Source organism: Chryseolinea sp. H1M3-3 (assembly GCF_029360725.1).
Taxonomy (GTDB): Bacteria; Bacteroidota; Bacteroidia; order Cytophagales; family Cyclobacteriaceae; genus Chryseolinea.
Genome location: NZ_JARKMY010000001.1, coordinates 1,399,997 through 1,424,350 on the forward strand (window position 1 = coordinate 1,399,997; position 24,354 = coordinate 1,424,350).

Consider the following 24,354-nt stretch of genomic DNA (forward strand, 5'->3'; position numbering starts at 1 on the left):
TAGTTGGGCTTTTAAAACGAAGGTTAACAAGCTAAAAACAATTTTCGAATGTTTAGTTAAAATTAATGAGAATGGCCTATTTTTGAGGGTCAAAAAAATAAGATTATGGACTTTGCATCTTGGTGGCCTTTTTTTGTTGTAATCGCACTTTTTATTCTTGCCATAGTTTCTCCATGGATATTTCCCAATGACATGGTTAGTAAAAACAAACACGACAATAAATTCTGATTTTACAAGCTGGTAAAATCCTCAAGTCTGGAAGTCGTAATTTCATGATTCAGGTCAGCTTCTTGCTTATTACTGTGCTATATTTACGTAAGGAGCGGCAGGTAACGTTGCACTGATCGTGAATTAATCAGCAGTATTTTCCAATTTACCCTTTTGGATTATTGATAATTTACCTTGATTAGCTGTAATCGGGTGGACTGGGAGATAAGCAATACGCTTCATTATTTTTTACTTGAAACATGTTCATTTGAACTATGGTCTGGAGAAGCCTGGTATTTGGAATATTTTTTTTAGCTGCAACTAATCTTCAGAGCCAAAATCTGGGTTTTTCCCTGAACGACGGAAAGAGGAAAGTTCAGATTCCCATTGAAGTATACAACAACCTGGTGGTTATTCCGGTCGTGCTAAATGATGCACTACCATTAAAATTTATTTTAGACACCGGCGTGAGAACCACCATACTCACTCAAAAGACATTTTCAGATATTCTCAATCTCACTTATACGCGTAAATATACAATCTCTGGCCCGGGAGAGACCAAGCTTGTCGATGCATATGTAACTAATAACGTATCGATCGATTTACCCGGAGTAAGCGGCCGCGGCCATGCTATGCTGGTATTAGCCGAAGATTATCTTGAATTGCGCAATTATTTGGGCACTGATGTTCATGGAATTTTGGGATATGAGTTGTTCAGCCGTTTTATTATTGAAATTGATTATCAAAAGAAACTGCTTACACTCATGACTCCCGATCGATTTCACAAGGGGAGCAAATTCCAGGCTATCCCCATGGTTATTCAGGATACGAAACCCTACATCATGGTGCCGCTGGTCTTACACGATGGCACAACCATGGAAGCAAAACTTTTAATGGACTCTGGCGCGAGCCATGGGTTGATGCTTGAACCCGCGTCTGATCCACGCATTAAAGTGCCGGAGCTTACCGTTAGTAGTTTACTTGGAAGAGGATTGGGCGGAGAAATCCATGGCAAAGTGGGCAGAATTAAATCATTCAAACTGGGAACCCACAAATTGGAGCATGTGGTTGCCAACTTTCCGGATCCTAACAGCTATACAGATAGCTTGAAGACCGGTAATATATTTCGAAACGGCGCCATCGGTGGAGAGATCATGAGTCGATTCACTATTATTTTCAACTTTCCAAAGGAAAAAGTTTATGTCAAGAAAAATTCTGCCTTTAAAAAAGAGTTTTATTACAACCTCAGCGGTATAACAGTCAAGGCCAAGGGATCGGCATTAAACATTTTTGAAGTGACCGAAGTTCGCGAGAAATCGGCCTCTCAACGTGGCGGAATTTTGCCTGGCGATCAAATATTAAGCGTAAACGGCATTGCCTCTAAAAATCTGGATTTAAACAGCGTAAATGGTTTGTTTAACAGCAAGCCAGGTAAAAAAATAAAAATTGAGATTTCCCGCCAAGGCGAAAAAATGAAAAAAGAAATTCTTCTTCAAGACCAGATTTAATCAATGCGCAAGCAGCAATTCTGTTTTCCTTTTTTGGTGAATCATATGAAGATAGAGCTGTGTCTTACGGAATCTCAAGGAATTTTTTACGGTGCTACACAAAGCATCAGCTGAAAGGTTTTGTTTTAATAAGTAATCCAAAATACTAGATGCTCCAAAGGACTCACTGTAGTTGGAGCTTTTAAGAACGGTGATTGGAACATCTTTTGTTTTTCGGTTGCTTGACAATTGTTTGATTGTCTCTTGCAATTCTATGCGGCCAATATTATCGTCGATAAAAATAAAATTAGGATTGAAGCGAACCAACCGTTCGAGAATGGTTCTCAAATCAAATGCAATTTCTGTGATAAATTTTTGGGTGCGTACTTGTTTGAGTTTCTCTAAAACACTTCCCAACTCCATGGGATTGTTTCCAATTAACAAAACATTTAGTGGATCGGGATTTTCTAAGATAGGTTTCATAAGCCAACAGTAGTTTAACAGGGTATCAACGTAAAAGGTTACCCCGCAAGATGTGTTCCGATTGAAATTTTGTTTGCAAGGGGCATTTATTATCTTAAAGTTTCTCATTTATAGAATCAGAATACCATTCTTGAAAAATGTAATTATAATCGGAGGGGGCATTTCTGGATTGTTAACCGCAATCCAACTTACAAGTGCGCTAATTCCTACGATTGTAATTGAAAAAAAAAATTACCCGTTTCACCGGGTCTGTGGAGAATATATTTCAAATGAAACAGTGCCGTTTCTTAGATCACTCGATCTATTTCCAGAAAATCTCAACCCTCCCTTTATTCGGCGGTTTCAATTGTCTTCTATGAATGGAAAGAACCAAATCCTTCCTCTCGATCTCGGAGGATTTGGAATTAGTCGCTATACATTTGATAATTTGTTATACGAGCGCGCTAAAATGTTAGGAGCTACTTTTCTATTAAATGAGGAAGTTGAAAAATGTTCTTTCGACCATGAAAGGTTTAAGCTAACAACGACATCAACACAATTGGAAGCAGACGTAGTTGTAGGCGCTTTTGGCAAGCGCTCTAAAATGGATATGCATCTTCAAAGAAATTTTATTAACAAAAGATCTCCCTATGTCGGCGTTAAATATCATATTAAGACTGATCATTCCAACGATCTCATCGCTCTTCATAATTTTAAAGGAGGGTACTGTGGCATTAGTAATGTAGAAGGGGATAAGACAAATCTATGCTACCTGACTCACCGCGACAACATCCGACAACATAAAAGCATCCGGGAAATGGAAGAAGCGATTATGTTCAAGAATCCTTTGCTAAAAAGTATTTTCAAAAACTCACAATTTCTTTTTAATAAGCCTGAAACGATCAATGAAATTTCTTTTGAAACCAAATTGCCCGTTGAAAATCATATTTTAATGACCGGAGACGCTGCTGGTATGATCACCCCACTCTGTGGTAATGGAATGGCAATGGCAATGCATTCATCTAAAATCTTAAGTGAACTAATCATCGACGAGTTCGCGAAAACAAATTTCAACAGGGAGATACTGGAAAAAAAATACGTTATGAAGTGGAATGCACTTTTCAGAAGACGACTTTGGTTCGGGAGACAAGTACAAAAACTATTCGGAAATGAATGGGCCTCTAACCTCACCGTTAACCTTGCTATAAATGTACGTCCGCTTGCTCAGTTGATTATTAAAGGCACGCACGGGAAACCGTTCTAAAGAACTCCTTGTCTAAAGAACTCCTTGGTTGTTGATTATACTCTACACCAAAGGCCAAAAAATTTTCATTCATAAATAAATAATCGGCCTTCTTTTACAGAAAAGTCAACTAGAAGCTCAGGTACATTTTTTGTCATGCTTGAACTAAAAAACACTATGGCAAAATATTCAAAAACCGCACAAAAAAAAGTGAAGAAAGCTATGCACGAAAAGAAGCGTGGCACATTGAAAAGTGGGAGAAGTGGAAAAAAGGTTACGAGCCGAAAACAGGCGATAGCTATTGGCCTATCGGAAGCTCGGAAAAGGGGAGCAAAAGTTCCCAAAAAAGCTGCGAAGAAAGCCGGTAGAAAAGCTGCAAAGAAGTCGCCAAAGAAAACGGGAAGAAAAACCGCTAAAAAGAGAAGCCGGTAATCTTGTTATTGAAAGGCTTGCAAAATATGAGTCGAGTCAAGGAATAAATAAAGAAAGAAGATGTTTAAGCAAGTCGCTGAAATAAAGTTTAGCCACATTGTATGTCTATAGTCGGCTTTTGTTTCATCACGGAATACAAGGAAGAACCAAATGAAAAAATAAACGATAACGGGAAAGAGCGCAGCAAAAAAAACCACGACATATTTCACTGAAAAAAAGGTAAAGAAGTAGAGGACAAACCCTACAGTAACGATTGAAAAAGTAGCACCAACAAAATAGAATGTACCACGAATCCCCAGGCTTCTGCTGAGGGTTAAGTCGCCACGCTTCTCATCTTCATCATGTTGATAAATTTGAGTCATGGGGTAGTTCGCCCAAAGCATAACAGTGGACAGGATTCCCGGAACTAGAACGGTCGGCTTAAACACATTTTCTATTTCGTAGTTATTAATGCCAATGTAACACATCATGAATGTAAATAAACCTTGAAATAGCCCCGCTACAATCCAACTGGTGATAGGATATTTTTTTAGCCTGATGGCTGGATGGCTGTATGCTTTGGAGACAAGACCATAAACAAAAAGCATCAAGGCAAATGTGATATTCACGTAAATAATTGCCAGCCCAATGGCCAAAAGGTCAAAGAGTAAGGACAAATAATACAATCCCTTATTCACAGGAGGAGGATTTTGTAACCCCCCAATGCTTTTCTCATCTTTATCAAAATAACTGTTGTATCCATTGCTCGCGGGATAAAGGAAAATATGAACGATGATGAACGTCCATAGCAATTGTTTGGTACTGATGTTAGGGGAGATGGCCAGACTAAAAAGAAAGACAGGAAGTAAAAAATAGGAAAAGGGAATGCGTAAATGAAGCCATGAAGAGGAAGAAAACATGTTGCGAAATTTATGACAGCAGCCGTTGAACCGCTTTCCCTAAATTATGGTTTTTTGACTTATATTGAAATTAATGAGTTTTATCACTGCTATAGGGATTGCCAATCCTCCTAATAGATTTAGCCAAACCGAGATTGCCAACTTTATGGTAAAGGCAATGCAATTAAATCAAAATGAAAGCCGACTCCTTCAGACCATATTTAAGGCCAGTGGAATAGATTACAGGCATTCTGTTTTAGAAGACTATGGCAAGGATAAGGATTTCAAATTCTATTCGAATGCTGCGGACTTTGAACCTTTTCCAACAACGGAGATGCGGCTATCTGTTTTCCGTAAACACGTTGTCGATTTAAGTGCGCACGCAATAGATAACATGTTACAATCAGTGCCTTCTTTTAATGTCCAACAGGTCACACATCTAATTGTTGTTTGTTGCACGGGCATGTATGCACCAGGCTTGGATATCGATCTGGTTAAAAGATATAATCTGGCTCCTTCGGTTCACCGCACGGGAATAAATTTCATGGGATGTTATGCTGCATTCAATGCCATTAAGGTAGCTGACGCATTTTGTCACCAAGATGAGCACGCAAAAGTTCTCATTGTCTGCACTGAACTTTGCAGCTTACATTTTCAGAAGAAACCCACGGAGGATAATTTACTGGCAAATGCGTTATTCGCTGATGGATCTGCTGCGATTCTCATCGAGTCCAGAACTCAACAGGCAGTTAGGCTTAAGCCGGAAAGTTTTCACAGTTCGCTAATGGCAAGCAGCGAACAAGACATGGCATGGACCATTGGCGATCTTGGGTTTGAAATGAAGCTATCAACGTATGTCCCTTCAATTATAAAAAATGGAATCGCAGAACTCACCGACACGCTTCTGACTAAAATCTCCAAAAAAATTTCTGACATTCAGTACTTCGCGATTCATCCTGGCGGAAAGAGAATTCTGGAAAATATCGAAGTTGCGCTGGGGATTGCACCTGAAAAAAATTTACCGGCATATTGTGTATTAAGGAATTATGGAAACATGTCGTCGCCTACAATTCTTTTTGTGCTTCATACCATTTGGAAACAAATTCAGGAGAAAGATCAAAACCAACACATATTAAGTTTTGCTTTTGGTCCAGGGCTAACGTTAGAAAGTATGGTTTTGAAAATAGAGATGAACTAATGCCAGACTTAACCAAAAGATCAAGCGAGCTTGAGATTATGGATGACCTCACCTGCGAGGGTGAAACGCTGAATCAGACCCTCCGTGAACTCGAGTTTATCAATAAGTGGCTCGGCGGAAATCAAATAACCATTAACGCAATCTCAGAGTTGCTAGAATCTCACCCTCGGGATGCCCGGCCAATAACTATTGTAGATCTTGGATGTGGAGGTGGTGAGATGCTAAGAGTAATCGATACGTGGGCAAAAAAAAATAGTCGGAGATTTAATCTTATTGGGGTCGATGCCAATCCTTACATTATTGGCTTTGCAAAAAAAAATCTGAAGGATCTTTCACATTTGCAATTTGTAGCCATGGATATTTTCAGTGAGGAATTTAGCAACCAAAGATATGATATCGTCATCGGCACACTGTTTTATCACCATTTTTCAGATGCACAGCTAATAGGTTTTTTCAAGCAACTAAGAAATCAAGTTAACCTTGGTTTTATCATTAATGATATCCATCGCCACTGGCTTGCTTATCATTCAATTAAAATGCTTACGCATTTTTTCTCGAAGTCTTCCATGGTCAAGTATGACGCTCCGCTTTCTGTTAGAAGAGCGTTTAAAAAGGATGATTTAATAAAAATATTATCGGAAGCAAAGATCGATGAATTCAAAATCAATTGGAGATGGGCCTTCCGTTGGCAGGTTATTGCGAAGATATCTGGTTAATGGCTAGAACGAGATTTTCCGTTTAACTTTCTCTGGCACAATTTTCGTACTTTAACGTCCACAAATCATGCTTTTAATATGAAGACTTCAAACGCTTTTGTTGTCGTTTTAATTACGGTATTCATTGCAAGTTGCTCTCCTGGTCCCATGGGGAAAAAAGTTAAGGAACCTTTTCGTGGAAATGCTTATGAATCCAATAATAGATTCTTTCGGGGAACAGGTAAAGGAGTTAGCGCTCAGGATAACATTGCTCGCGGGAAGGCAGATATAGAAGCAAAGGCACAACTTGCAGGCCAGGTAAATACAACCATGAAGCAAGTTGCTGATCAATACCTTGGTCAGGCAGAAAACGAAAAAGGTGCTGATGTTGCAGACAAGTTTCAGAGTTTAGTTCGGCAGGTAATGAATACGAACTTAGCCGATCTGCGAAAAATCGGTGAAGAAAAGTACTATAATGAAAAGTCCAACGAGTATACAGTCTTCATTGCTTATGAAATTAAAAAGAATGCCATGTTGCGCTTTATGAAAAAGCAAGCTAAAGTTGATAGATCCATTGACGAGCGGCAACGAGAAGTAATTGAAAAAATAATTGACGAAGAGTTAAAGAAAGCAGACGAAGCCGATCAAGACTCAGAGCGTTAATAAAAAATACTTTACAGGTTGAATTGGACCTGTTGGGTTTAGTGCCTGACAGGTCTTTTTCTTTTGATTACAAATCACGATCGTAAGTCAATTATAAATTATTGGTTATAAATTGCACTGGAATGACATGAGATTATGATCCGGGTTTACACAACTATTCATGGGAAACTTATTCAATACAAGAATATTTCATTTGATGAAATTAGAAACATCAATAATATTATTTGGATTGATTTACAGTCACCTTCGCCCGAAGAAAAGGAGTTTGTAGAAAAGAATTATAAGATAGAATTTTTTACATCACTCGAACTTCAGGAGATTGAGAGTAGTTCACGGTTTCTGGAAACGGAGGAAACTATCGAAATAAACCTAGGGGTTGTATCCAGTGAAAACGAATTCGCCGTTCAAAACACTACTTTTATTTTAAAGGGTAATACGCTTTTTACATATCGCCAAGGAGATCTTAAAATCTTTGCTGAAGCGGTGCGTAAACTTAAGTCTGCGTCGTCGGAGATGAAAGAACATGGTTTGGATGTCTTTCTCTCTATCTTGGAAACGCATATCGACAGCGATGCTGATTTAATTGAAAGCATTAATCGGAAAGTAAATTTAATCAGCAAAGAAATGATCGCACAACGATCGCTAAAAGAAGATTTGCTCCTGGGCATTGCGCAGTTACAAGAGAACGTGATGTTGCTGCATGAAACAACCACGGAAAAACAACGCGTAGTCAGTTCATTAATTCGCATTCCTGAATTTAACAAAATTGAAAATGAACGCTTGAAGATTATTATGAAGGACATCGCGTCATTACTTCAGCATTCTCAGTTCAGCTCTGAACGGCTAGAGTACATGCAAAACACTTTTCTCGGTTTGGTGAATATTGAACAAAATCAGGTAATCAAAATTTTCACAGTCGTTACGGTCGTGTTTATGCCGCCAACCCTGATCGCCAGTATTTACGGTATGAATTTTAAATTTATGCCCGAGTTACAGTGGATGGGCGGATATCCTTTTGCCATTGGCTTAATGGTGTTTTCTTCGATGATTTTTTTATGGTATTTCAAAAGAAAGAAATGGTTATAAAAATCTGTTGAGGAGAGATTGCCTAAATTTTTGTATTGATGAATCAACTTAAGCATATCGCCATCTGCGGCAACATAGGTTCGGGAAAAACGACATTGACGGAGAAACTTGCCAGGCATTATGGATGGAATCCACTTTATGAGTCTGTTGATACAAACCCCTATTTGCGCGACTTCTATCAGGATATGACTAAATGGGCCTTCCACGTTCAAATTTACTTCCTGAACAGCCGCTTCCGTCAAGTGAATGAAATTCACGGCAACGATAAGCCTACCATACAAGATAGGACCATCTACGAAGACGCCTATATTTTTGCGGCGAACCTGCATCAAAGTGGACATATTTCAGATCGCGACTATAAAAGCTATCTGGATATTTTTCAGTCAATGATAACGTTTGTGAAACCGCCCGATTTGTTAATCTATTTAAAAGCCGGAATTCCGAAATTGGTAAGACAAATCGAAAAGAGAGGCCGGGATTTTGAGTATTCCATTCGACTGGATTATCTACGTCAGCTGAATAAACATTATGAAAACTGGATTGGGAGCTATAGTGATGGAAGGCTTTTAACAATTGATGTTGACCATCTCGATTTTGTTGAGAACATCGATGATTTTGGATTTATTGTGAACAAGGTGGATTTGGAACTGAACAACCTTTTTAGTTAGAACCAAGCTACTTTTTGGTAATCATTAAAATGCCAACTAATATCAATCCTGTTCCTATTAATTGCATGGCGTGAATAGGTTCCTGCAGGAAAAAATAAGCTTGGACAATAGTGGAGACGGGGCCTACGCTCCCAATGATAGCTGCATTGCCGGAGCCTACCCTTTTAATACCATTAGCAATTAAATACGAAGGAATAACGGTACTAATAATTGACATCAGAAAGCTATAGACATAGACTTCTCTATCCATGGTTAAAAGCGAATTCTCATTCGATATAAAGAAATGCAGGACCACCGCTAAAGCTGCAAAGCTCATAGCATAACTATTAAATTTAGCAGCCCCAATAGCTGGTATTAACTGGCCGCTTCCGACAATATAAATCGCATAAGTGATCGCACAGATGAAAATCAATAAACTTCCGATAAAAAATTTTTCAGATTGCTCATCCAGCTTTATCTCTCCCCAAAATGCTATGAACAACCCAATATATGTGGTCAAAAGAGCAAGCCATTGCAACCGCCGGATTTTAACCTTGAAAATACCAACAGACATAAGCAACACCATTGTAGGGTAGGTGAATAATATCAATCGTTCAATGCCGGCAGTGACATAGCGCAAGCCTATGAAGTCCAACAAACTGCTCACATAATACCCTACACAACCAATGACAGCTACGGCAAGCCATTGCTTCCAGGTAAAGGGTATGTTGTCACTTTTAGATGAAGACCACCATGCAGAAATGATAAAGAAAGGCAAGGAAAAGATCATACGTAAGGCAAGCAATGTGACGGGGTCTACGGTTGTTTCCTTGTAAGCCAGCTTAACGATTATGGCCTTTGTTGAAAAGCAGATTGCACCCAACAAGCAGATTGCCACACCCCCGATAAAATAACTGTAAGATTTCTTTTCAGCCATGAATGGGTGTGTACGTTGGGAGGAGAAGCTTAGTTTTTTAGTTTGTTGTAAAAATAAAGCAGAAGAGAAAGTACAATGCTAATGAGGATGCTAGTGGCCAAAGGAAAGTAAAATTTAAAATTTTCTCTTTCAATCGAGATATCGCCGGGTAGTTTCCCTAAAAATGGAATCTTTGGAACATACATTATTAAAAGCCCCGCAAGGATACTGACAATTCCAACGATAATCAGCAATTTGCCCATGTTCGTTTTTTCTTTCGAAATTTAATGGAATAACACTTTTGTTAATGAACATCGGAAAGCTATTTCTTGTCCCTAATATAATTTCAGATAATACCCATTTACAAGTTATCCCCCCGCATGTTTTTCACGCATTAACATCGACACAACACTTCTTGGCCGAGGATATCCGGACAGCCAGAAGATTCCTAAGCAGCTTAAAAATTTATGAGAAAATAGAGGAATTGGAATTTCAAGTGCTTGATAAAGATTCAAAATATGAAAATCTGCGAGCACTGTTTGGTCCCCTTTTCAAGGGGGCCAATATGGGCATAATTTCGGAGGCAGGATGCCCGGGAGTAGCCGACCCTGGCGCACTGGCCGTAAAATTTGCTCATGAAAACGATATTCAGGTAGTTCCCTTGGTCGGCCCTTCATCAATATTGTTGGCATTAATGGCCTCAGGTCTAAACGGTCAACGATTTGCTTTTCACGGATATTTACCAATTGAACCGAAGGATTGCGCAAGGGCTATTCATGATTTAGAGAAGGAATCGCTTCAAAAAAATCAAACACAAATCATTATTGAGACGCCCTATCGAAATAATCATCTGAAGGAGTTGTTAATGAAGCATCTTAAGAATGATACGCTGCTTTCCATTGCTCAGGATGTAACTGGCCAACAAGAAAGCATAAGAACGTATCCCATTAAAAAATGGAAAACCATTAGCATAAATATGCCTAAAATACCGGCAGTCTTCATGTTCTTATCTTTTTAATTTTTCTTTACTTGCCTCCATCTTTTTTGGTTTTAACTAAATCGATCTAAATTTGGGCCGTCCATTTTTTAAGTTATCATTACAAAATAAAAATTAGAAAAATCCTTATGCCGTATTTATTCACCTCGGAGTCCGTTTCAGAAGGACATCCCGACAAAGTTGCCGACCAGATCTCAGATGCGCTGATCGATTATTTTTTAGCTTATGACCCTAACTCTAAAGTAGCTTGTGAGACATTGGTTACAACAGGACAGGTGGTATTGGCAGGCGAAGTAAAATCCGAAGCCTACTTAGACGTGCAGGATATTGCGCGCGAAGTAATTCGTAAAATTGGATACACCAAAAGTGAATATATGTTCGAGGCTGACTCGTGCGGTATTCTTTCCGCAATTCATGAGCAATCGCCTGACATTAATCAAGGGGTAGAAAGAAAGAAGAAGGAAGATCAAGGCGCTGGTGACCAAGGTATGATGTTTGGTTATGCAACCAACGAGACTGACAATCTTATGCCACTTCCGCTTGAGTTGGCCCACCTGTTGCTTCGCGAACTTTCACAAATCAGAAAGGAAGGAAAGACAATGACTTACCTTCGGCCTGACGCAAAATCCCAAGTAACGATTGAATACAGTGATGATAACAAACCTCAACGCATTGATACGATTGTAATCTCAACACAACATGATGACTTTGCAAAGGATGGCGCCATGTTGGGGAAAATTAAGGAAGACGTAATTAATATTGTTGTACCGCGTATCAAAAAGAAACTTCCTAAGCGCGTTCAAAAGCTCTTCGGTAGTGACATTAAATATCACGTGAACCCTACTGGTAAATTTGTTATAGGAGGACCGCATGGTGATACTGGATTGACCGGCCGAAAAATTATTGTAGACACATATGGAGGTAAAGGAGCCCATGGCGGAGGAGCATTTTCAGGCAAAGATCCTTCGAAGGTAGATCGATCAGCTGCTTATGCTACTCGTCATATTGCAAAAAATCTTGTCGCTGCAGGCGTATGCGATGAAGTCCTTGTTCAAGTAGCGTATGCAATCGGTGTAGCGCAACCTGTAGGTTTATATGTGAACACATATGGAAGCTCGAAGGTTAGTGTGAACGATGGGGAAATTGCAAAACGCGTTGCTAAAATTTTTGATATGCGCCCATATTTTATAGAAGAACGCTTCAACTTAAGAACCCCGATTTATGCTGAGACTGCAGCGTACGGTCATATGGGGCGTGAATCAAAAGTGGTTGAGAAGATCTTTAATAAAGGGAAGAAGAATGAAAAGAAATTGAAAGTGGAACTATTTCCTTGGGAGAAACTTGACTACATCGACGAAGTAAGGAAAGCTTTTAAAATCAGCTAGCATATTCAACTAAGAATGTATAATAAAGAAGGGCTCACTGAGCCCTTCTTTATTATACAGCCATAATTGGATCATTAGGTTCTGTTGTTCACTTTGTTCTTAAATTTTTTTAACTGCATACGCAAAGCGTCGGCTGCAAGATCGGTCGCAGCTTCAAATGATTTTGCTTTTTCTATCGCAAAAAGTTGATTCCCCGGAACACGTACTTTTATTTCTACTGTTTTATTTTCGATACCTTCATTATTTAGGCGCAGGAATACTTCGCCATCCACCATTCGATCATAAAATGTTTCTAGCTTGTCAAGCTTCTTTTGAATGAATGAGATTAACTTACTGTCAGCATCAAAATGAATGGAGTGAACTTGTAACTTCATAATTGTAAAAATTTAAGTTAAATAAAAAACTTGCGTGTTGCTGGTATGCATTTCGCTCTTAAGTAGTCATCTTATCATGCGGTATAGTTTTTAATTTTCTTATGCTTTAGGGTGAGCTTGGTCAAAAACCTTTTTTAATTTTTCGATAGAGTTATGCGTATACACTTGTGTAGCGGCCAAACTGGTATGTCCTAATAAATCTTTTACTGCATTTATCTCCGCGCCTTTGTTCAAAAGATGCGTTGCATATGTATGACGCAAAACATGTGGACTTTGTTTCTCACAAGAGGTATTCTTGAGATAAGCATTAATGCTTCTATAAATCAACATGGGGTAACATGGCTCTCCTTTATCGGTGACAAAAAAATATCCATGCCCTTTTGTCTCGATGTCGCGGTTCCTAACGGTTATATAATCCCTGATCTTAGGAATAATACTTTTCGGAAATGGAATTAGTCTCTCTTTGTTGCGCTTACCAATAACTTTAATGGTCTGATTCCCTAAGTCAATATAGCTATCTTTTAAGGTTATCAATTCGGAAAGGCGAATACCTGTGGCATAGAATAATTCCAACACTAATTTTTCCCGTATGCTGTTAAAGCTTCCATCGGAAAAGGATTGATCCAACAAACCTATTATTTCCGATTCTTTTACAAAGCTGGGGAGCTTCTTCTGTGTTTTAAGCACCTTAATTTTAAGCATCGGATCTTTGCTAATAAATTCTTGGCGCAAAAGGAATTTGTAAAAAGATCGCAGGCAAGCAATCTTCCGGTTTATTGTACGCGGTTCCACGCCTGTTTCCACAAGGCTGATCATCCATGAACGAATGACACCATAATCCGCAGCCTCTGGTTTGGATTCCGAATATGTAAGGAGAAAATCTGAAAATTGTTTGAGATCGGTTTGGTAAGCCAACAAAGTGTGGCGACTCAGGCGTTTTTCGTATTCAATATATTTTAAAAACGAATCTGTCATGCTACTACACAAACCATTCAATCTGTAATAGCAATGTAAAAAAATAATCCCCTTTAAGAAAGCCTTAAAGGGGATATGTTTATAACATGTGGATAATTTGAAAGTCTATCCACAATTTGATTTCTTGTCTACGACGCAATTAGGAATTGCTTTCCTTTAGCTTTTGCTGTTCACGATACGCCGCGCGAATGATCTGACTTCTGCGGGTAATGGATGGCTTTTCAAAAGATGTACGAGCGCGAAGTTCTTTAAGAACACCGGTCTTCTCGAATTTCTTTTTGAAACGCTTTAAAGCTTTGTCAATGGATTCGTTTTCTTTTACGTTTACAATTAACATTATTTAATATTTAGGGGTGCAAATATACGTGGAAACTGCCGAATAATCCAAGCCTCTACTTTAAAATTGCTCGTGAGATGACGATTTTTTGAATCTCAGAAGTCCCCTCGCCTATGGTACAAAGTTTTGCATCCCGAAAATATTTTTCCGCAGGGAAATCTTTGGTATAACCGTAGCCTCCAAATATTTGTACACCTTCATTAGATACTTCCACAGCGACTTCTGAAGCATACAATTTCGCCATGGCAGATTCCTTTTTCACCTCATAACCTTTGTTTTTAAGTTCTCCCGCACGGAATGTAAGTAATCTTGCGGCTTCAATTTTAGTCGCCATGTCCGCCAACTTGAAAGCGATTCCCTGAAATTTTGAAATTGGTTGGTTAAATTGATGACGTTCCTTAGAATATTCAAGCGCGGCTTCATAAGCGCCAATGGCAATTCCCAAGCTTAATGAAGCAATGGAGATGCGACCACCTTCCAACACTTTCATAGCTTGAATAAAGCCATCACCTGGATTACCAAGCATTTGAGACTTATGAATTCGGCAGTCATTAAAAATTAATTCAGCCGTTTCAGAAGCGCGCATGCCCAATTTGTTCTCCTTTTTCCCGGACGTAAATCCAGCGGTATCTTTCTCTATAATAAAAGCAGACATGCCCTTGGAATCACCAATTTCGCCTGTCCTGACAATTACTACTGCTACATGCCCAGATTTTCCGTGAGTGATGAAATTTTTTGCTCCATTAATCACGTAGTAATCGCCGTCTTTTACAGCAACAGATTTCATGTTGGCTGAATCCGATCCGGTATTGGGCTCTGTCAATCCCCACGCACCAATCCATTCACCAGTTGCTAGCGCTGGCAGATATTTTTGCTTTTGCGATTCATTTCCAAAGAGTAATATGTGATTTGTACAAAGGGAATTATGTGCCGCCATGGACAACCCAATCGAGCCATCAATTTTAGAGATCTCAATTAAGGCGGTTATATACTCTAAATATCCAAAGCCGGAGCCGTTATATTTTTCAGGTACCAATATACCCATCAATCCCAGCTTACCCATTTTGTGAAAAAGTTGAATGGGGAATTCTTGCGATTCGTCCCATTGCATAGTGTACGGACGCATTTCCTTCCGGCCAAAATCTGTAATGGATTGGGCTATCAATCTCTGGTTCTCTGTTTCTGTAAACGATAACATGGATATTGGATAAGTTACAAGCCGCAAAATTAAGCGGAAAAAACGAACTAACAAACGAGTGTTAGCAGCACGAACATCTCAACGGTTGCCGTCGGCGGTCAGTTTGCGGTTACAATAAAAGTTATAATTTGGCGGTTCTTTAAATTTAAACCATGAAAATCGCAGTTATTGGAACAGGGTATGTTGGACTTGTTACGGGGACTTGTTTTGCCGAGACCGGAAATACCGTCACTTGTGTCGACATAGACGAGGCAAAAATCAAAAAACTCCAGGAAGGTGTCATTACCATCTACGAGCCGGGCTTGGAGCAATTATTTGAAAGAAATATCAAACAACAACGACTTTTTTTCACGACAAATCTTGAAGAAGGAATTAAGGGCGCAAAAATTATTTTCCTGGCTTTGCCCACGCCTCCAGGTGAAGATGGATCTGCCGACTTAAAATACATTCTTAAAGTTGCTGAAGATGTAGGTCCGCTTTTGAAAGATTACACCGTTTTAGTAGATAAAAGCACTGTTCCAGTTGGCACTACCGAAAAGGTAAAAGCTAAGATCGCTTCTCGCGCCAAAGTAGATTTTGATGTTGTATCTAATCCTGAATTTTTGCGGGAAGGTGTGGCTGTAGAGGATTTTATGAAGCCTGATCGCGTGGTTATTGGAACGAATTCTCCGAAAGCACGAAAGGTTATGGAATCCCTTTATGCGCCGTTTGTGCGGCAAGGCAATCCTATTATTTTCATGGACGATCGATCGGCCGAGTTAACTAAATATGCAGCAAATTCATTTTTGGCGACGAAGATTACTTTCATGAACGAAATTGCCAACTTATGCGAGCTATTGGGAGCTGATGTAGATTCCGTTAGAAAAGGTGTCGGAACTGATAGCCGTATTGGAAAAAGATTTTTGTTTCCGGGAATCGGATATGGAGGTAGCTGTTTTCCGAAGGACGTTCAGGCTTTAGCAAAATCGTCACAGGATGCAAAATATGATTTTAAGATCCTAAATGCTGTAATGGAGGTAAATAATGCGCAGAAAACGCGGCTGATTCCGCGCATAAAAGAATATTTCAAAGGAAATTTGGCAGGGAAAACAATTGCGATTTGGGGTTTAGCATTTAAGCCTCATACCGATGATATCCGGGAAGCTCCGTCACTTTATAATATCGAAGCACTTTTAAATGAGGGTGCAAAATTAAAGGTTCACGATCCCGAAGGCATGGAGAATGTGAAAAAAGTGATCGGAGACAAAGTACTGTATTGTGAAACACCCTACGAGGCTGCCGAAAATGCTGACGCGATTTTTATTGCTACAGAATGGCCGGAATTCAGAACGCCAGATTTTGAAAAACTTTCTAGCATTCTCAAGAACAAAGTAATTTTTGATGGTAGAAACGTATATGATTTAACAAATATGAAAGAATTAGGCTTTTCTTATTTCAGCATTGGAAGGGAGGTAGTAAATGGCTAACCAACGCGTCCTTATCACCGGTGGAGCCGGCTTCCTCGGTTCACATCTTTGCGACAGGTTTATCAAAGAAGGTTTCCATGTAATTGCAATGGATAATTTGATTACTGGCGACCTTCGTAACATTGAGCACTTGTTTAAGCACCCCGAATTTGAATTCTATCATCAGGATGTTTCTACCTATGTTCATATCCCAGGCGAACTGCACTACATCCTCCACTTTGCATCGCCAGCCAGCCCTATCGATTACCTCAAAATTCCGATACAAACGCTTAAAGTAAGCTCCTTAGGCACGCATAATTTATTAGGACTAGCACGTGCAAAAAAAGCAAGAATATTAGTTGCTTCAACGTCCGAAGTATATGGTGATCCATTGGTTCATCCGCAAGTGGAGGAATATTATGGTAACGTAAACCCTATTGGCCCACGCGGAGTATATGATGAAGCTAAACGCTTCCAGGAAGCTATAACAATGGCTTACCACACGTTCCATAATTTGGAAACCCGCATCGTAAGAATATTTAACACTTACGGTCCTCGCATGCGTCTCAATGATGGTCGTGTTTTGCCTGCATTTATTGGCCAAGCTTTAAGGGGCGAAGACCTGACAGTTTTTGGCGATGGAACACAGACCCGTTCTTTTTGTTATGTCGATGATGAAGTCGAGGGGATTTACCGATTGCTGATGTCAGACTACCACTTGCCGATGAATATTGGTAATCCGAATGAGATAACCATTGGAGATTTTGCCGAGGAAATTGTGAAACTAACGGGGACAACACAAAAAGTGGTATATAAGCCATTGCCTCAGGACGATCCCAAACAACGTCAGCCTAATATAGATAAAGCGAGAAAAATCTTGGGGTGGGAGCCAAAAGTTTCGAGGTCTGAAGGTTTGAAAATCACTTATGAATACTTCAAATCACTTCCAAAAGAAGTCCTCTATCAACGCGATCACAAAAATTTCGAAAAGTATATACGCTAACCCTTACTGATGTCAAAACGAAATATTTTAATTACAGGTGGTGCAGGTTTTATTGGATCACATGTGGTTCGGTTATTTGTCAACAAGTATCCCACATATACAATTGTTAACCTCGATAAGTTAACATATGCCGGTAACCTGGAAAACCTGAGAGACATTGAAAAGAAACCCAATTACCTTTTTGAAAAGGGTGATATATTGGATGTGGAATTTTTATTCGACACGTTTAAGAAATATGAATTTGATGGAGTGATTCACCTCGCGGCAGAATCCCATGTCGATAGGTCACTTCACAACCCCAATGAATTTGCTGCTACCAATATCATTGGCACCTTGAATTTGTTGCGTGTAGCTCAAACGTCATGGCACGAAAATTACCAGGATAAACTATTCTATCACATTTCGACGGATGAGGTATATGGGTCCGCAGAGCATGGAGAATTTTTTACAGAGACTACTCCGATAGATCCAAAGTCACCGTATTCTGCCTCCAAGGCTAGCAGCGACCATTTTGTCAGCGCATTTAACAACAGCTATGGTTTACCAACAGTCATTAGCAGGTGTTCCAATAACTATGGGCCTTATCACTTTCCGGAAAAACTAATTCCTCTATTGATTAACAATATCCTTAATAACAAGCCTCTACCAGTTTATGGAAAAGGTGAAAACATCCGGGATTGGTTATATGTTGAAGATCACGCGCGGGCAATTGATACAATATTTCACAAAGGGAAGAGAGGAGAAGTGTACAACATCGGAGGCAACAACGAATGGAAAAACATTGATCTCATTCATTTCCTTTGTCATTTAATGGATAAAAAACTTGGTAAAGACGAGGGAACTTGCGCAAAGCTAATCACCTACGTTAAAGACCGTGCCGGACATGATTTACGATACGCAATCGACCCTTCGAAACTGATAGGCGAAACCGGATGGAGACCGGAAGTTACATTTGAGGTAGGAATCGAAAAGACCATCGACTGGTTTTTGGCCAATCAAGAATGGCTGAGAAACGTTACCTCGGGAGCTTACCTGCAGTATTACTCTGCAATGTATCAAGGCCGATAATGCTTGCGATTAAATATCTACTATGAAAGGAATTATTCTTGCCGGCGGCTCGGGCACCCGCCTTTATCCATTGACATTGGCGGTGAGCAAGCAACTCATGCCTTTGTATGATAAACCTATGATCTATTATCCGTTATCAGTCTTAATGATGGCGGGCATTCGCGATATCTTGATCATTTCCACTCCGCATGATATGCCCATGTTTCAAAAATTGTTGGGGGATGGTAAGAGCCTTGGCTGCTCTTTTTCGTATGCCATTCAACCGAAACCTGAAGGACTAGCGCAGGCATTTATTATTGGCGAGGAATTCATCGGCAGTGAAAAAGTAGCGTTGATTCTTGGGGACAATATTTTCCATGGGTCCGGACTTCAAAAGCTGTTGTCAAATATTGATCCGGATGGAGGGGTGGTATTTGCTTACCATGTGCTGGATCCGGAGCGCTATGGTGTTGTAGAATTTGATGAAAATAAGAAGGTAATTTCGATTGAAGAGAAGCCGGAACATCCGAAATCAAATTACGCGGTACCGGGGCTATATTTTTATGATAACGAAGTCATTTCCATTGCAAAAAATCTCAAGCCCAGTGCCCGTGGTGAGCTGGAAATAACGTCTGTGAATAACGAGTATTTAAAGCGAGGAAAATTAACTGTTGCGACAATGAGCCGGGGAACGGCTTGGTTAGACACCGGAACTTTTGATTCCCTGATGGAAGCTGCGAACTTTGTTCAGGTCATTGAGCACCGTCAAGGATTAAAAATTGGATGTATTGAAGAAGTCGCCTACCGAAAAGGTTTTATTGCTAAGGATCAATTGCTTGAACTGGCAAAACCGCTGGAGAAAAGTGGTTATGGAGTATACCTAAAGAACCTTCCGAAGTATATTTAAAGGCATAGCTTTAAGAAATATTACGCTTGCTTTTGATGGAAAGGTAAAAAACATTTACTTTTGCAAAAGTTTCTGAATACTCTTTGCAGGGGGCGGCAAGTCCCCTTTTTTGTTTATAGAGCTTTTAAATGGAATTTATTGAAGAACTCAAGAAGATAATTACAGGTAAATTAACTGATCCCAGTCAGTTTCTAGTTGATGTAATTGCCAAAGGCCAAAAAAGTTCTAAAAAGGTTCTTATTGTAATAGACGGCGATAAAGGGGTAACGATAGACGATTGTGCTAATCTAAGTCGTGAACTTTCAAAAGCGTTTGACGATGCGCAGTTATTTGACGATAGCTATATGCTGGAAGTCTCAACACCTGGCTTGGATCACCCCTTAAAATTACAGCGACAATACAACAAGAACATTGGCCGACGAGTAAAGGTGGCTACGCAACAGGGGTCTGTAGAAGGGAAACTGGTTGATGTAGGTGAGGAAAAAATTACGATAGAACAAGAGATAGGAACCGGCAAGCACACGGAAATTAAAAAAGTAGAAATTTTATTTTCAGAGATCGATAAAACATTTGTGTTAGTTAGTTTCAAATAGATTATGACCATGGATGCACATGAATTAATTCAGTCATTTGCTGAATTCGCAAAACAGAAAAATATTGACCGGCCGACGATGATTCGGATACTGGAAGACGTTTTTCGCAACATGATTAAGAAAAAATTTGGATCAGATGAGAAGTTTGACATCATCGTGAATTCGGATAAAGGTGATTTAGAAATTTATCGCTTTCGCGAAATTGTGGATGATGATTCGGAAGACATTTGGGATTTTGATAAAATCAGTTTGTCCGAAGCTCATAAAATCGAACCCGACTTTGAAGTTGGCGAAGAAGTTTCCGAACAAATTTTTATTGATGATTTCGGTCGTCGTGCCGTGACAACTGCTAGGCAAACGCTCATTCAAAAAGTAAAGGATCTTGAAAAGGATATTTTATTTCAGAAGTATAAGGATATAGTTGGTGAAATAATTTCCGGTGAAGTATATCAGGTTTTAAGCCGCGAGGTTTTATTAACCGACGCGGAAGGTAATGAAGTTTCCATTCCCAGAAATGAGCAGATTCCAAAGGATAGGTATAGAAAAGGTGAAACTGTTCGGGCCATTGTTCATAAGGTTGAAATGGTGAATGGCAATCCTAAAATTATCTTATCACGGACATCGCCGGTCTTCCTGGAAAGACTCTTTGAACAGGAAGTTCCTGAAGTTTATGATGGATTAATCACCATAAAGAAGGTAGTGCGTGAGCCAGGCGAGCGGGCCAAAGTAGCTGTTGAATCCTATGATGATCGAATCGATCCGGTAGGTGCTTGCGTTGGAATGAAGGGCTCAAGGATACACGCAATAGTTAGAGAGCTGCAGAATGAGAATATCGATGTTATTAATTATACAGAGAACCTCGAACTTTACATCCAGCGGGCATTGAGCCCAGCGAAGATCGGATCTATAAAAATAGATAAGGATAACGGCAGGGTTTCAGTTTATCTTAAACCTGATCAGGTATCACTCGCCATCGGAAAAGGTGGATTAAATATCAAATTGGCTAGTCGTCTGGTTGGATACGAAATCGACGTATTCCGTGAATTGGCAGAGGGTCAAACAGAGGAAGATGTAGACTTGAGTGAATTTTCTGACGAAATTGAAGGTTGGGTAATCGATGAGCTTAATAGAATTGGTTTGGATACAGCCAAGAGTGTATTAGCCTTGTCAAAAGAAGAACTGGTCAGAAGAACTGATCTGGAAGAAGAAACAATTGATGGCGTTTTAAATATTTTGAAGAAGGAATTTGAATAAAACCCTAATTGGCAGTTATAACGTAGCGGTAGTTATCGGCAAGTTATATTTTGGTTTATAGATCACTTTGGGTTTTATTGTTTTTAAAAAACAGGCATATTTGAGTATGGCAGAAGAGAAATTGATCAGGTTAAGTCAGGCAGCGAGGAAGCTCAATGTGGGCCATAACACCATTTTAGACTTTTTGACAAAAAAAGGTTTTGAAGTGGAGAATAATCCCAACGCTAAGCTTACGCCTGAGCAAGTTGCACTTTTGTCAAAGGAGTTTGCTTCCTCAGCCACGGAAAAATTGGAAGCTTCAGGGCTTTCCATTGGGGTTAAACATGTTGACACGCATCTTGAGTCTGAAAAAGAGGTTACCAAGAAGAGAGTTGAAGACGAAGAAAGTAACATCATGATCAAAAATTTGGGATCAAAAGATCTCAAAGCTAAAGAAGAGTCAAAGTTTGAAAAGGTTGAGCGTGAAAAACCCAAATTGGAAGGAATAAAAGTGCTGGGTAAGATTGAACTTGAAAAAAAGGCAGCCCCTGCACCAGCACCGAAAGAAGAGTTGGTTGTACCCGAACCACCGAAAGTCGAGAAAAAAGTTGTCGAACCCGTAGTTAGTGAGATAACAAAAAAGGAAGAAATAAAGGAAGTAAAAAAAGAGGACGTCAAAATTGAAACTCCTAAGGTTGAAACACCTCCCATTATTGAAAAACAACCAGAGCAGGAATTGATAAAAGCACGTGCAGATAAACTTCAAGGTTTGAAAGTTGTCGATAGAATCCAACTTCCCGTCGAAAAGGAAAAGAAGAAAGATGCTCCGGTAGCGTCCTCTGACCTACAAAAAGATAAAGCTAAAAGACCACGTAAAAGAATTACTTCTTTTGAAAATCAGCAAGGACAACAGCCTCAGGGCCAACAGTCGGGTCCACCTAAAGGACCTCGGCCTCAACATCCGCAGCGGAGGGCGCCTCAACCGCCACGCGTCCAAAAAGCTGAACCTACAGAAAAAGAAATTCAGGATCAGATCAGGGCTACGCTTGCCAAGCTTAGCGGCGGCAGTAAGAAAGGTACAGGAGCAAAATACAGAAGAGAGAAACGTCAGGCAAACGTTGATGCGCAGGAGCAGCAATTGATTCAGGACCAGGAAGCATCTAAAACCCTAAAGGTAACGGAGTTCATTTCGGCAAATGATTTGGCTTCAATGATGAACGTTTCAGTAAACGACGTAATCTCCACCTGCCTTAGCCTTGGAATGTTTGTTTCTATAAATCAGCGTCTCGATGCTGAAGCTATTACGGTCATCGCCGATGAATTCGGATATGGCATACAATTTACCAGTGCAGAAGAAGAGCTCGATATGGAAGAAGAGCTGGATGAAGAAGAAGATTTACTTCCCAGAGCTCCTATCGTAACAATCATGGGCCACGTGGATCACGGAAAAACTTCCCTGTTGGATTACATCCGTAACACCAAGGTGACAGCATCTGAAGCAGGTGGAATTACTCAGCACGTTGGTGCTTATGATGTAATGACTAAAAGCGGGCACAAGATTGCCTTTTTGGACACACCAGGTCACGAAGCATTTACTGCTATGCGTGCCCGCGGTGCGAAACTTACCGACATCGCTATTATCGTTGTAGCGGCTGATGATGATGTCATGCCTCAAACCAAGGAAGCAATTAACCACGCTCAAGTAGCAGGGGTTCCTCTCGTTATTGCTATCAACAAAATTGACAAGCCCTCGGCAAATCCTGAAAAAGTTCGGGAATCGCTTTCAAAAATAAATATTCTTGTAGAAGAGTGGGGTGGAAAATATCAAAGTCAGGAAATATCTGCGAAGACCGGACAAGGCATTGATAATTTGCTGGAAAAAGTATTGCTCGAGGCTGAGTTATTGAACCTCCGTGCTAATCCTAACCGGCATGCAACAGGTTCTGTTATTGAAGCTTCACTTGACAAGGGCCGTGGTTACGTTTCAACAATCATGGTGCAGAGCGGAACATTAAAAATCGGTGACATCTTATTAGCAGGCGCAAACTACGGTCGAGTGAAAGCCATGTTTGATGATACTGGAAAAAGGATCAACGAAGCTGGGCCGTCTACCCCAGTAGTTGTATTGGGGCTGGATGGTGCACCCCAAGCCGGTGAAAAGGTGATGGTGACCGATACAGATCGTGAAGCAAGGGAAATTGCTACCAAGCGAGGACAAATAATCAGAGAACAAAGCATACGGACAAAGAAGCACATTACGCTTGATGAGATCGGTAGACGTTTGGCCATTGGTAACTTCAAGCAATTAAATGTCATTGTGAAAGGTGATGTGGATGGTTCTGTCGAAGCGTTGACGGATTCGCTGTTAAAGCTTTCTACGCCTGAAATTCAGGTTGCCATTATCCACAAAGGCGTCGGACAGATTTCTGAGTCTGATGTATTATTGGCTTCTGCGTCAGATGCCATTATCCTTGGCTTCCAAGTACGTCCATCAGGACCAGCAAGACGCGTTGCCGAAAATGAAGAGATCGAGATTCGCCTGTATTCTATAATATACGATGCTATCAACGATGTGAAAGCCGCAATGGAAGGTATGCTTGCACCGGAGACTGAGGAAGTGATTGTGGGGAATGCCGAAGTTCGAGAGGTGTTTAAAATTTCTAAAATTGGAACAATTGCCGGCTGTATGGTTACGGATGGATCCATCAAACGTAGTAATCCAATTCGTTTGATCCGCGACGGTATTGTAATTTATGCAGGTAAACTAGGCTCCTTAAAGCGCCACAAAGATGATGCTAGTGAAGTTAAAACTGGTTTCGATTGTGGTATTGGAATCGATGGCTTTAACGACATAAAAGAAGGTGATGTGATTGAAAGCTACGAGCAACGAGAAGTAAAGAGAACGTTGTAAAAGCACGAAATTCTTCAACATTATTTTATACCCTA

25 protein-coding genes are annotated in these 24,354 nt (G+C 40.0%); 17 read left to right on the forward strand and 8 right to left on the reverse strand.

Annotation, left to right across the window (positions count from 1 at the left end; translation table 11 throughout):
- Nucleotides 1-482: 482 nt before the first annotated feature.
- On the forward strand, nucleotides 483-1,715 hold the full coding sequence (locus P2W71_RS06065; RefSeq protein WP_276368360.1) for an aspartyl protease family protein: 1,233 nt from the start codon (nucleotides 483-485) through the stop codon (nucleotides 1,713-1,715).
- Here P2W71_RS06065 and P2W71_RS06070 read toward each other — a convergent pair whose 3' ends face one another.
- Complete coding sequence (locus tag P2W71_RS06070; protein ID WP_276368363.1) at nucleotides 1,716-2,177, reverse strand: hypothetical protein; 462 nt, start codon at nucleotides 2,175-2,177, stop codon at nucleotides 1,716-1,718.
- Between the two features lie 52 nt (nucleotides 2,178-2,229).
- On the opposite strand from P2W71_RS06070, the gene P2W71_RS06075 reads away from it, so the two are divergent.
- Both P2W71_RS06075 and P2W71_RS06080 read left to right on the forward strand, forming a co-directional pair.
- A complete protein-coding gene (locus P2W71_RS06075) occupies nucleotides 2,230-3,420 on the forward strand; it encodes an FAD-dependent monooxygenase (RefSeq protein ID WP_346659946.1) in 1,191 nt (396 codons plus the stop codon).
- A 156-nt stretch (nucleotides 3,421-3,576) separates the two neighbouring features.
- Nucleotides 3,577-3,831 (forward strand): DUF6496 domain-containing protein, encoded by a 255-nt coding sequence (locus P2W71_RS06080; protein ID WP_276368366.1) that lies wholly within the window; start codon nucleotides 3,577-3,579, stop codon nucleotides 3,829-3,831.
- A gap of 5 nt (nucleotides 3,832-3,836) precedes the next feature.
- Here P2W71_RS06080 and P2W71_RS06085 read toward each other — a convergent pair whose 3' ends face one another.
- Nucleotides 3,837-4,730: a UbiA family prenyltransferase gene (locus tag P2W71_RS06085; RefSeq protein ID WP_276368368.1), complete on the reverse strand. Its 894-nt coding sequence runs from the start codon at nucleotides 4,728-4,730 to the stop codon at nucleotides 3,837-3,839.
- 73 nt (nucleotides 4,731-4,803) lie between these two features.
- Here P2W71_RS06085 and P2W71_RS06090 point away from each other — a divergent pair, with 73 nt between their 5' ends.
- From P2W71_RS06090 to P2W71_RS06110, 5 genes are all read left to right on the forward strand, one after another.
- Nucleotides 4,804-5,907, forward strand: a complete 1,104-nt coding sequence (locus P2W71_RS06090; protein ID WP_276368370.1) for a type III polyketide synthase — start codon at nucleotides 4,804-4,806, stop codon at nucleotides 5,905-5,907.
- Nucleotides 5,907-6,623 (forward strand): methyltransferase domain-containing protein, encoded by a 717-nt coding sequence (locus tag P2W71_RS06095; protein ID WP_276368372.1) that lies wholly within the window; start codon nucleotides 5,907-5,909, stop codon nucleotides 6,621-6,623. Before P2W71_RS06090 ends, P2W71_RS06095 begins: the two co-directional genes overlap by 1 nt.
- Before the next feature lie 78 nt (nucleotides 6,624-6,701).
- Nucleotides 6,702-7,265, forward strand: coding sequence for a hypothetical protein (locus P2W71_RS06100; protein ID WP_276368374.1), 564 nt, complete (start codon nucleotides 6,702-6,704; stop codon nucleotides 7,263-7,265).
- A gap of 135 nt (nucleotides 7,266-7,400) precedes the next feature.
- Entirely contained in the window at nucleotides 7,401-8,351 is a 951-nt protein-coding gene (gene corA, locus P2W71_RS06105; protein ID WP_276368376.1) for a magnesium/cobalt transporter CorA, read from the forward strand.
- Nucleotides 8,352-8,389: 38 nt separating this feature from the next.
- The gene (locus P2W71_RS06110) at nucleotides 8,390-9,019 is read left to right on the forward strand and encodes a deoxynucleoside kinase (RefSeq protein WP_276368378.1); all 630 of its coding nucleotides are present in this window, start codon (nucleotides 8,390-8,392) and stop codon (nucleotides 9,017-9,019) included.
- A 7-nt stretch (nucleotides 9,020-9,026) separates the two neighbouring features.
- Here the strand turns inward: P2W71_RS06110 and P2W71_RS06115 are convergent, their stop codons facing one another.
- Together P2W71_RS06115 and P2W71_RS06120 are read right to left on the reverse strand one after the other, a co-directional pair.
- Nucleotides 9,027-9,935 carry a DMT family transporter gene (locus P2W71_RS06115; RefSeq protein WP_276368380.1) on the reverse strand — a complete coding sequence of 303 codons (909 nt, stop codon included), beginning with the start codon at nucleotides 9,933-9,935 and terminating at the stop codon, nucleotides 9,027-9,029.
- A gap of 29 nt (nucleotides 9,936-9,964) precedes the next feature.
- Nucleotides 9,965-10,177: a DUF2905 domain-containing protein gene (locus tag P2W71_RS06120; RefSeq protein ID WP_276368382.1), complete on the reverse strand. Its 213-nt coding sequence runs from the start codon at nucleotides 10,175-10,177 to the stop codon at nucleotides 9,965-9,967.
- A gap of 44 nt (nucleotides 10,178-10,221) precedes the next feature.
- Here P2W71_RS06120 and P2W71_RS06125 point away from each other — a divergent pair, with 44 nt between their 5' ends.
- Together P2W71_RS06125 and metK are read left to right on the forward strand one after the other, a co-directional pair.
- Nucleotides 10,222-10,932 carry an SAM-dependent methyltransferase gene (locus P2W71_RS06125; protein WP_276368384.1) on the forward strand — a complete coding sequence of 237 codons (711 nt, stop codon included), beginning with the start codon at nucleotides 10,222-10,224 and terminating at the stop codon, nucleotides 10,930-10,932.
- 107 nt (nucleotides 10,933-11,039) lie between these two features.
- Nucleotides 11,040-12,296, forward strand: coding sequence for a methionine adenosyltransferase (gene metK, locus P2W71_RS06130; RefSeq protein ID WP_276368386.1), 1,257 nt, complete (start codon nucleotides 11,040-11,042; stop codon nucleotides 12,294-12,296).
- A gap of 74 nt (nucleotides 12,297-12,370) precedes the next feature.
- On the opposite strand, the gene raiA is transcribed toward metK, so the two are convergent.
- From raiA to P2W71_RS06150, 4 genes are all read right to left on the reverse strand, one after another.
- The gene (gene raiA / locus P2W71_RS06135) at nucleotides 12,371-12,670 is read right to left on the reverse strand and encodes a ribosome-associated translation inhibitor RaiA (protein WP_276368390.1); all 300 of its coding nucleotides are present in this window, start codon (nucleotides 12,668-12,670) and stop codon (nucleotides 12,371-12,373) included.
- 99 nt (nucleotides 12,671-12,769) lie between these two features.
- Nucleotides 12,770-13,645 carry a tyrosine-type recombinase/integrase gene (locus P2W71_RS06140; RefSeq protein WP_276368394.1) on the reverse strand — a complete coding sequence of 292 codons (876 nt, stop codon included), beginning with the start codon at nucleotides 13,643-13,645 and terminating at the stop codon, nucleotides 12,770-12,772.
- A 139-nt stretch (nucleotides 13,646-13,784) separates the two neighbouring features.
- Nucleotides 13,785-13,982: a 30S ribosomal protein S21 gene (rpsU, locus tag P2W71_RS06145; protein WP_276368398.1), complete on the reverse strand. Its 198-nt coding sequence runs from the start codon at nucleotides 13,980-13,982 to the stop codon at nucleotides 13,785-13,787.
- A 55-nt stretch (nucleotides 13,983-14,037) separates the two neighbouring features.
- Entirely contained in the window at nucleotides 14,038-15,180 is a 1,143-nt protein-coding gene (locus tag P2W71_RS06150) for an acyl-CoA dehydrogenase family protein (protein ID WP_276368401.1), read from the reverse strand.
- Nucleotides 15,181-15,332: 152 nt separating this feature from the next.
- Between P2W71_RS06150 and P2W71_RS06155 the strand changes: the two genes are divergently transcribed.
- The 7 genes from P2W71_RS06155 to infB all read left to right on the forward strand — a co-directional run bounded on the left by P2W71_RS06155 (nucleotide 15,333) and on the right by infB (nucleotide 24,319).
- Nucleotides 15,333-16,646: a UDP-glucose/GDP-mannose dehydrogenase family protein gene (locus P2W71_RS06155; RefSeq protein WP_276368403.1), complete on the forward strand. Its 1,314-nt coding sequence runs from the start codon at nucleotides 15,333-15,335 to the stop codon at nucleotides 16,644-16,646.
- Nucleotides 16,639-17,628, forward strand: a complete 990-nt coding sequence (locus P2W71_RS06160) for a UDP-glucuronic acid decarboxylase family protein (RefSeq protein ID WP_276368404.1) — start codon at nucleotides 16,639-16,641, stop codon at nucleotides 17,626-17,628. The genes P2W71_RS06155 and P2W71_RS06160 overlap by 8 nt, the downstream gene beginning before the upstream one ends.
- 9 nt (nucleotides 17,629-17,637) lie before the next feature.
- Complete coding sequence (gene rfbB / locus P2W71_RS06165) at nucleotides 17,638-18,696, forward strand: dTDP-glucose 4,6-dehydratase (protein WP_276368407.1); 1,059 nt, start codon at nucleotides 17,638-17,640, stop codon at nucleotides 18,694-18,696.
- A 22-nt stretch (nucleotides 18,697-18,718) separates the two neighbouring features.
- Nucleotides 18,719-19,582 carry a glucose-1-phosphate thymidylyltransferase RfbA gene (gene rfbA, locus P2W71_RS06170; RefSeq protein WP_276368410.1) on the forward strand — a complete coding sequence of 288 codons (864 nt, stop codon included), beginning with the start codon at nucleotides 18,719-18,721 and terminating at the stop codon, nucleotides 19,580-19,582.
- A gap of 128 nt (nucleotides 19,583-19,710) precedes the next feature.
- On the forward strand, nucleotides 19,711-20,175 hold the full coding sequence (gene rimP / locus P2W71_RS06175) for a ribosome maturation factor RimP (protein WP_276368412.1): 465 nt from the start codon (nucleotides 19,711-19,713) through the stop codon (nucleotides 20,173-20,175).
- A gap of 9 nt (nucleotides 20,176-20,184) precedes the next feature.
- The gene (gene nusA / locus P2W71_RS06180) at nucleotides 20,185-21,429 is read left to right on the forward strand and encodes a transcription termination factor NusA (RefSeq protein ID WP_276368415.1); all 1,245 of its coding nucleotides are present in this window, start codon (nucleotides 20,185-20,187) and stop codon (nucleotides 21,427-21,429) included.
- 106 nt (nucleotides 21,430-21,535) lie between these two features.
- Nucleotides 21,536-24,319, forward strand: coding sequence for a translation initiation factor IF-2 (infB, locus tag P2W71_RS06185; protein ID WP_276368417.1), 2,784 nt, complete (start codon nucleotides 21,536-21,538; stop codon nucleotides 24,317-24,319).
- The last annotated feature ends 35 nt before the right edge of the window (nucleotides 24,320-24,354 follow it).

Coding starts and splice junctions, on each gene's coding strand:
- rimP (WP_276368412.1), top strand. CDS start 19,711: ATGGAATTTATTGAAGAACTCAAGAAGATAATTACAGGTAAATTAACT.
- rpsU (WP_276368398.1), bottom strand. CDS start 13,982: ATGTTAATTGTAAACGTAAAAGAAAACGAATCCATTGACAAAGCTTTA.
- corA (WP_276368376.1), top strand. CDS start 7,401: ATGATCCGGGTTTACACAACTATTCATGGGAAACTTATTCAATACAAG.
- P2W71_RS06120 (WP_276368382.1), bottom strand. CDS start 10,177: ATGGGCAAATTGCTGATTATCGTTGGAATTGTCAGTATCCTTGCGGGG.
- infB (WP_276368417.1), top strand. CDS start 21,536: ATGGCAGAAGAGAAATTGATCAGGTTAAGTCAGGCAGCGAGGAAGCTC.
- P2W71_RS06160 (WP_276368404.1), top strand. CDS start 16,639: ATGGCTAACCAACGCGTCCTTATCACCGGTGGAGCCGGCTTCCTCGGT.
- P2W71_RS06070 (WP_276368363.1), bottom strand. CDS start 2,177: ATGAAACCTATCTTAGAAAATCCCGATCCACTAAATGTTTTGTTAATT.
- P2W71_RS06155 (WP_276368403.1), top strand. CDS start 15,333: ATGAAAATCGCAGTTATTGGAACAGGGTATGTTGGACTTGTTACGGGG.
- rfbA (WP_276368410.1), top strand. CDS start 18,719: ATGAAAGGAATTATTCTTGCCGGCGGCTCGGGCACCCGCCTTTATCCA.
- P2W71_RS06085 (WP_276368368.1), bottom strand. CDS start 4,730: ATGTTTTCTTCCTCTTCATGGCTTCATTTACGCATTCCCTTTTCCTAT.
- P2W71_RS06090 (WP_276368370.1), top strand. CDS start 4,804: ATGAGTTTTATCACTGCTATAGGGATTGCCAATCCTCCTAATAGATTT.
- rfbB (WP_276368407.1), top strand. CDS start 17,638: ATGTCAAAACGAAATATTTTAATTACAGGTGGTGCAGGTTTTATTGGA.
- P2W71_RS06150 (WP_276368401.1), bottom strand. CDS start 15,180: ATGTTATCGTTTACAGAAACAGAGAACCAGAGATTGATAGCCCAATCC.
- raiA (WP_276368390.1), bottom strand. CDS start 12,670: ATGAAGTTACAAGTTCACTCCATTCATTTTGATGCTGACAGTAAGTTA.
- P2W71_RS06080 (WP_276368366.1), top strand. CDS start 3,577: ATGGCAAAATATTCAAAAACCGCACAAAAAAAAGTGAAGAAAGCTATG.
- P2W71_RS06095 (WP_276368372.1), top strand. CDS start 5,907: ATGCCAGACTTAACCAAAAGATCAAGCGAGCTTGAGATTATGGATGAC.
- metK (WP_276368386.1), top strand. CDS start 11,040: ATGCCGTATTTATTCACCTCGGAGTCCGTTTCAGAAGGACATCCCGAC.
- P2W71_RS06115 (WP_276368380.1), bottom strand. CDS start 9,935: ATGGCTGAAAAGAAATCTTACAGTTATTTTATCGGGGGTGTGGCAATC.
- P2W71_RS06065 (WP_276368360.1), top strand. CDS start 483: ATGGTCTGGAGAAGCCTGGTATTTGGAATATTTTTTTTAGCTGCAACT.
- P2W71_RS06110 (WP_276368378.1), top strand. CDS start 8,390: ATGAATCAACTTAAGCATATCGCCATCTGCGGCAACATAGGTTCGGGA.
- nusA (WP_276368415.1), top strand. CDS start 20,185: ATGGATGCACATGAATTAATTCAGTCATTTGCTGAATTCGCAAAACAG.
- P2W71_RS06125 (WP_276368384.1), top strand. CDS start 10,222: ATGAACATCGGAAAGCTATTTCTTGTCCCTAATATAATTTCAGATAAT.
- P2W71_RS06100 (WP_276368374.1), top strand. CDS start 6,702: ATGAAGACTTCAAACGCTTTTGTTGTCGTTTTAATTACGGTATTCATT.
- P2W71_RS06140 (WP_276368394.1), bottom strand. CDS start 13,645: ATGACAGATTCGTTTTTAAAATATATTGAATACGAAAAACGCCTGAGT.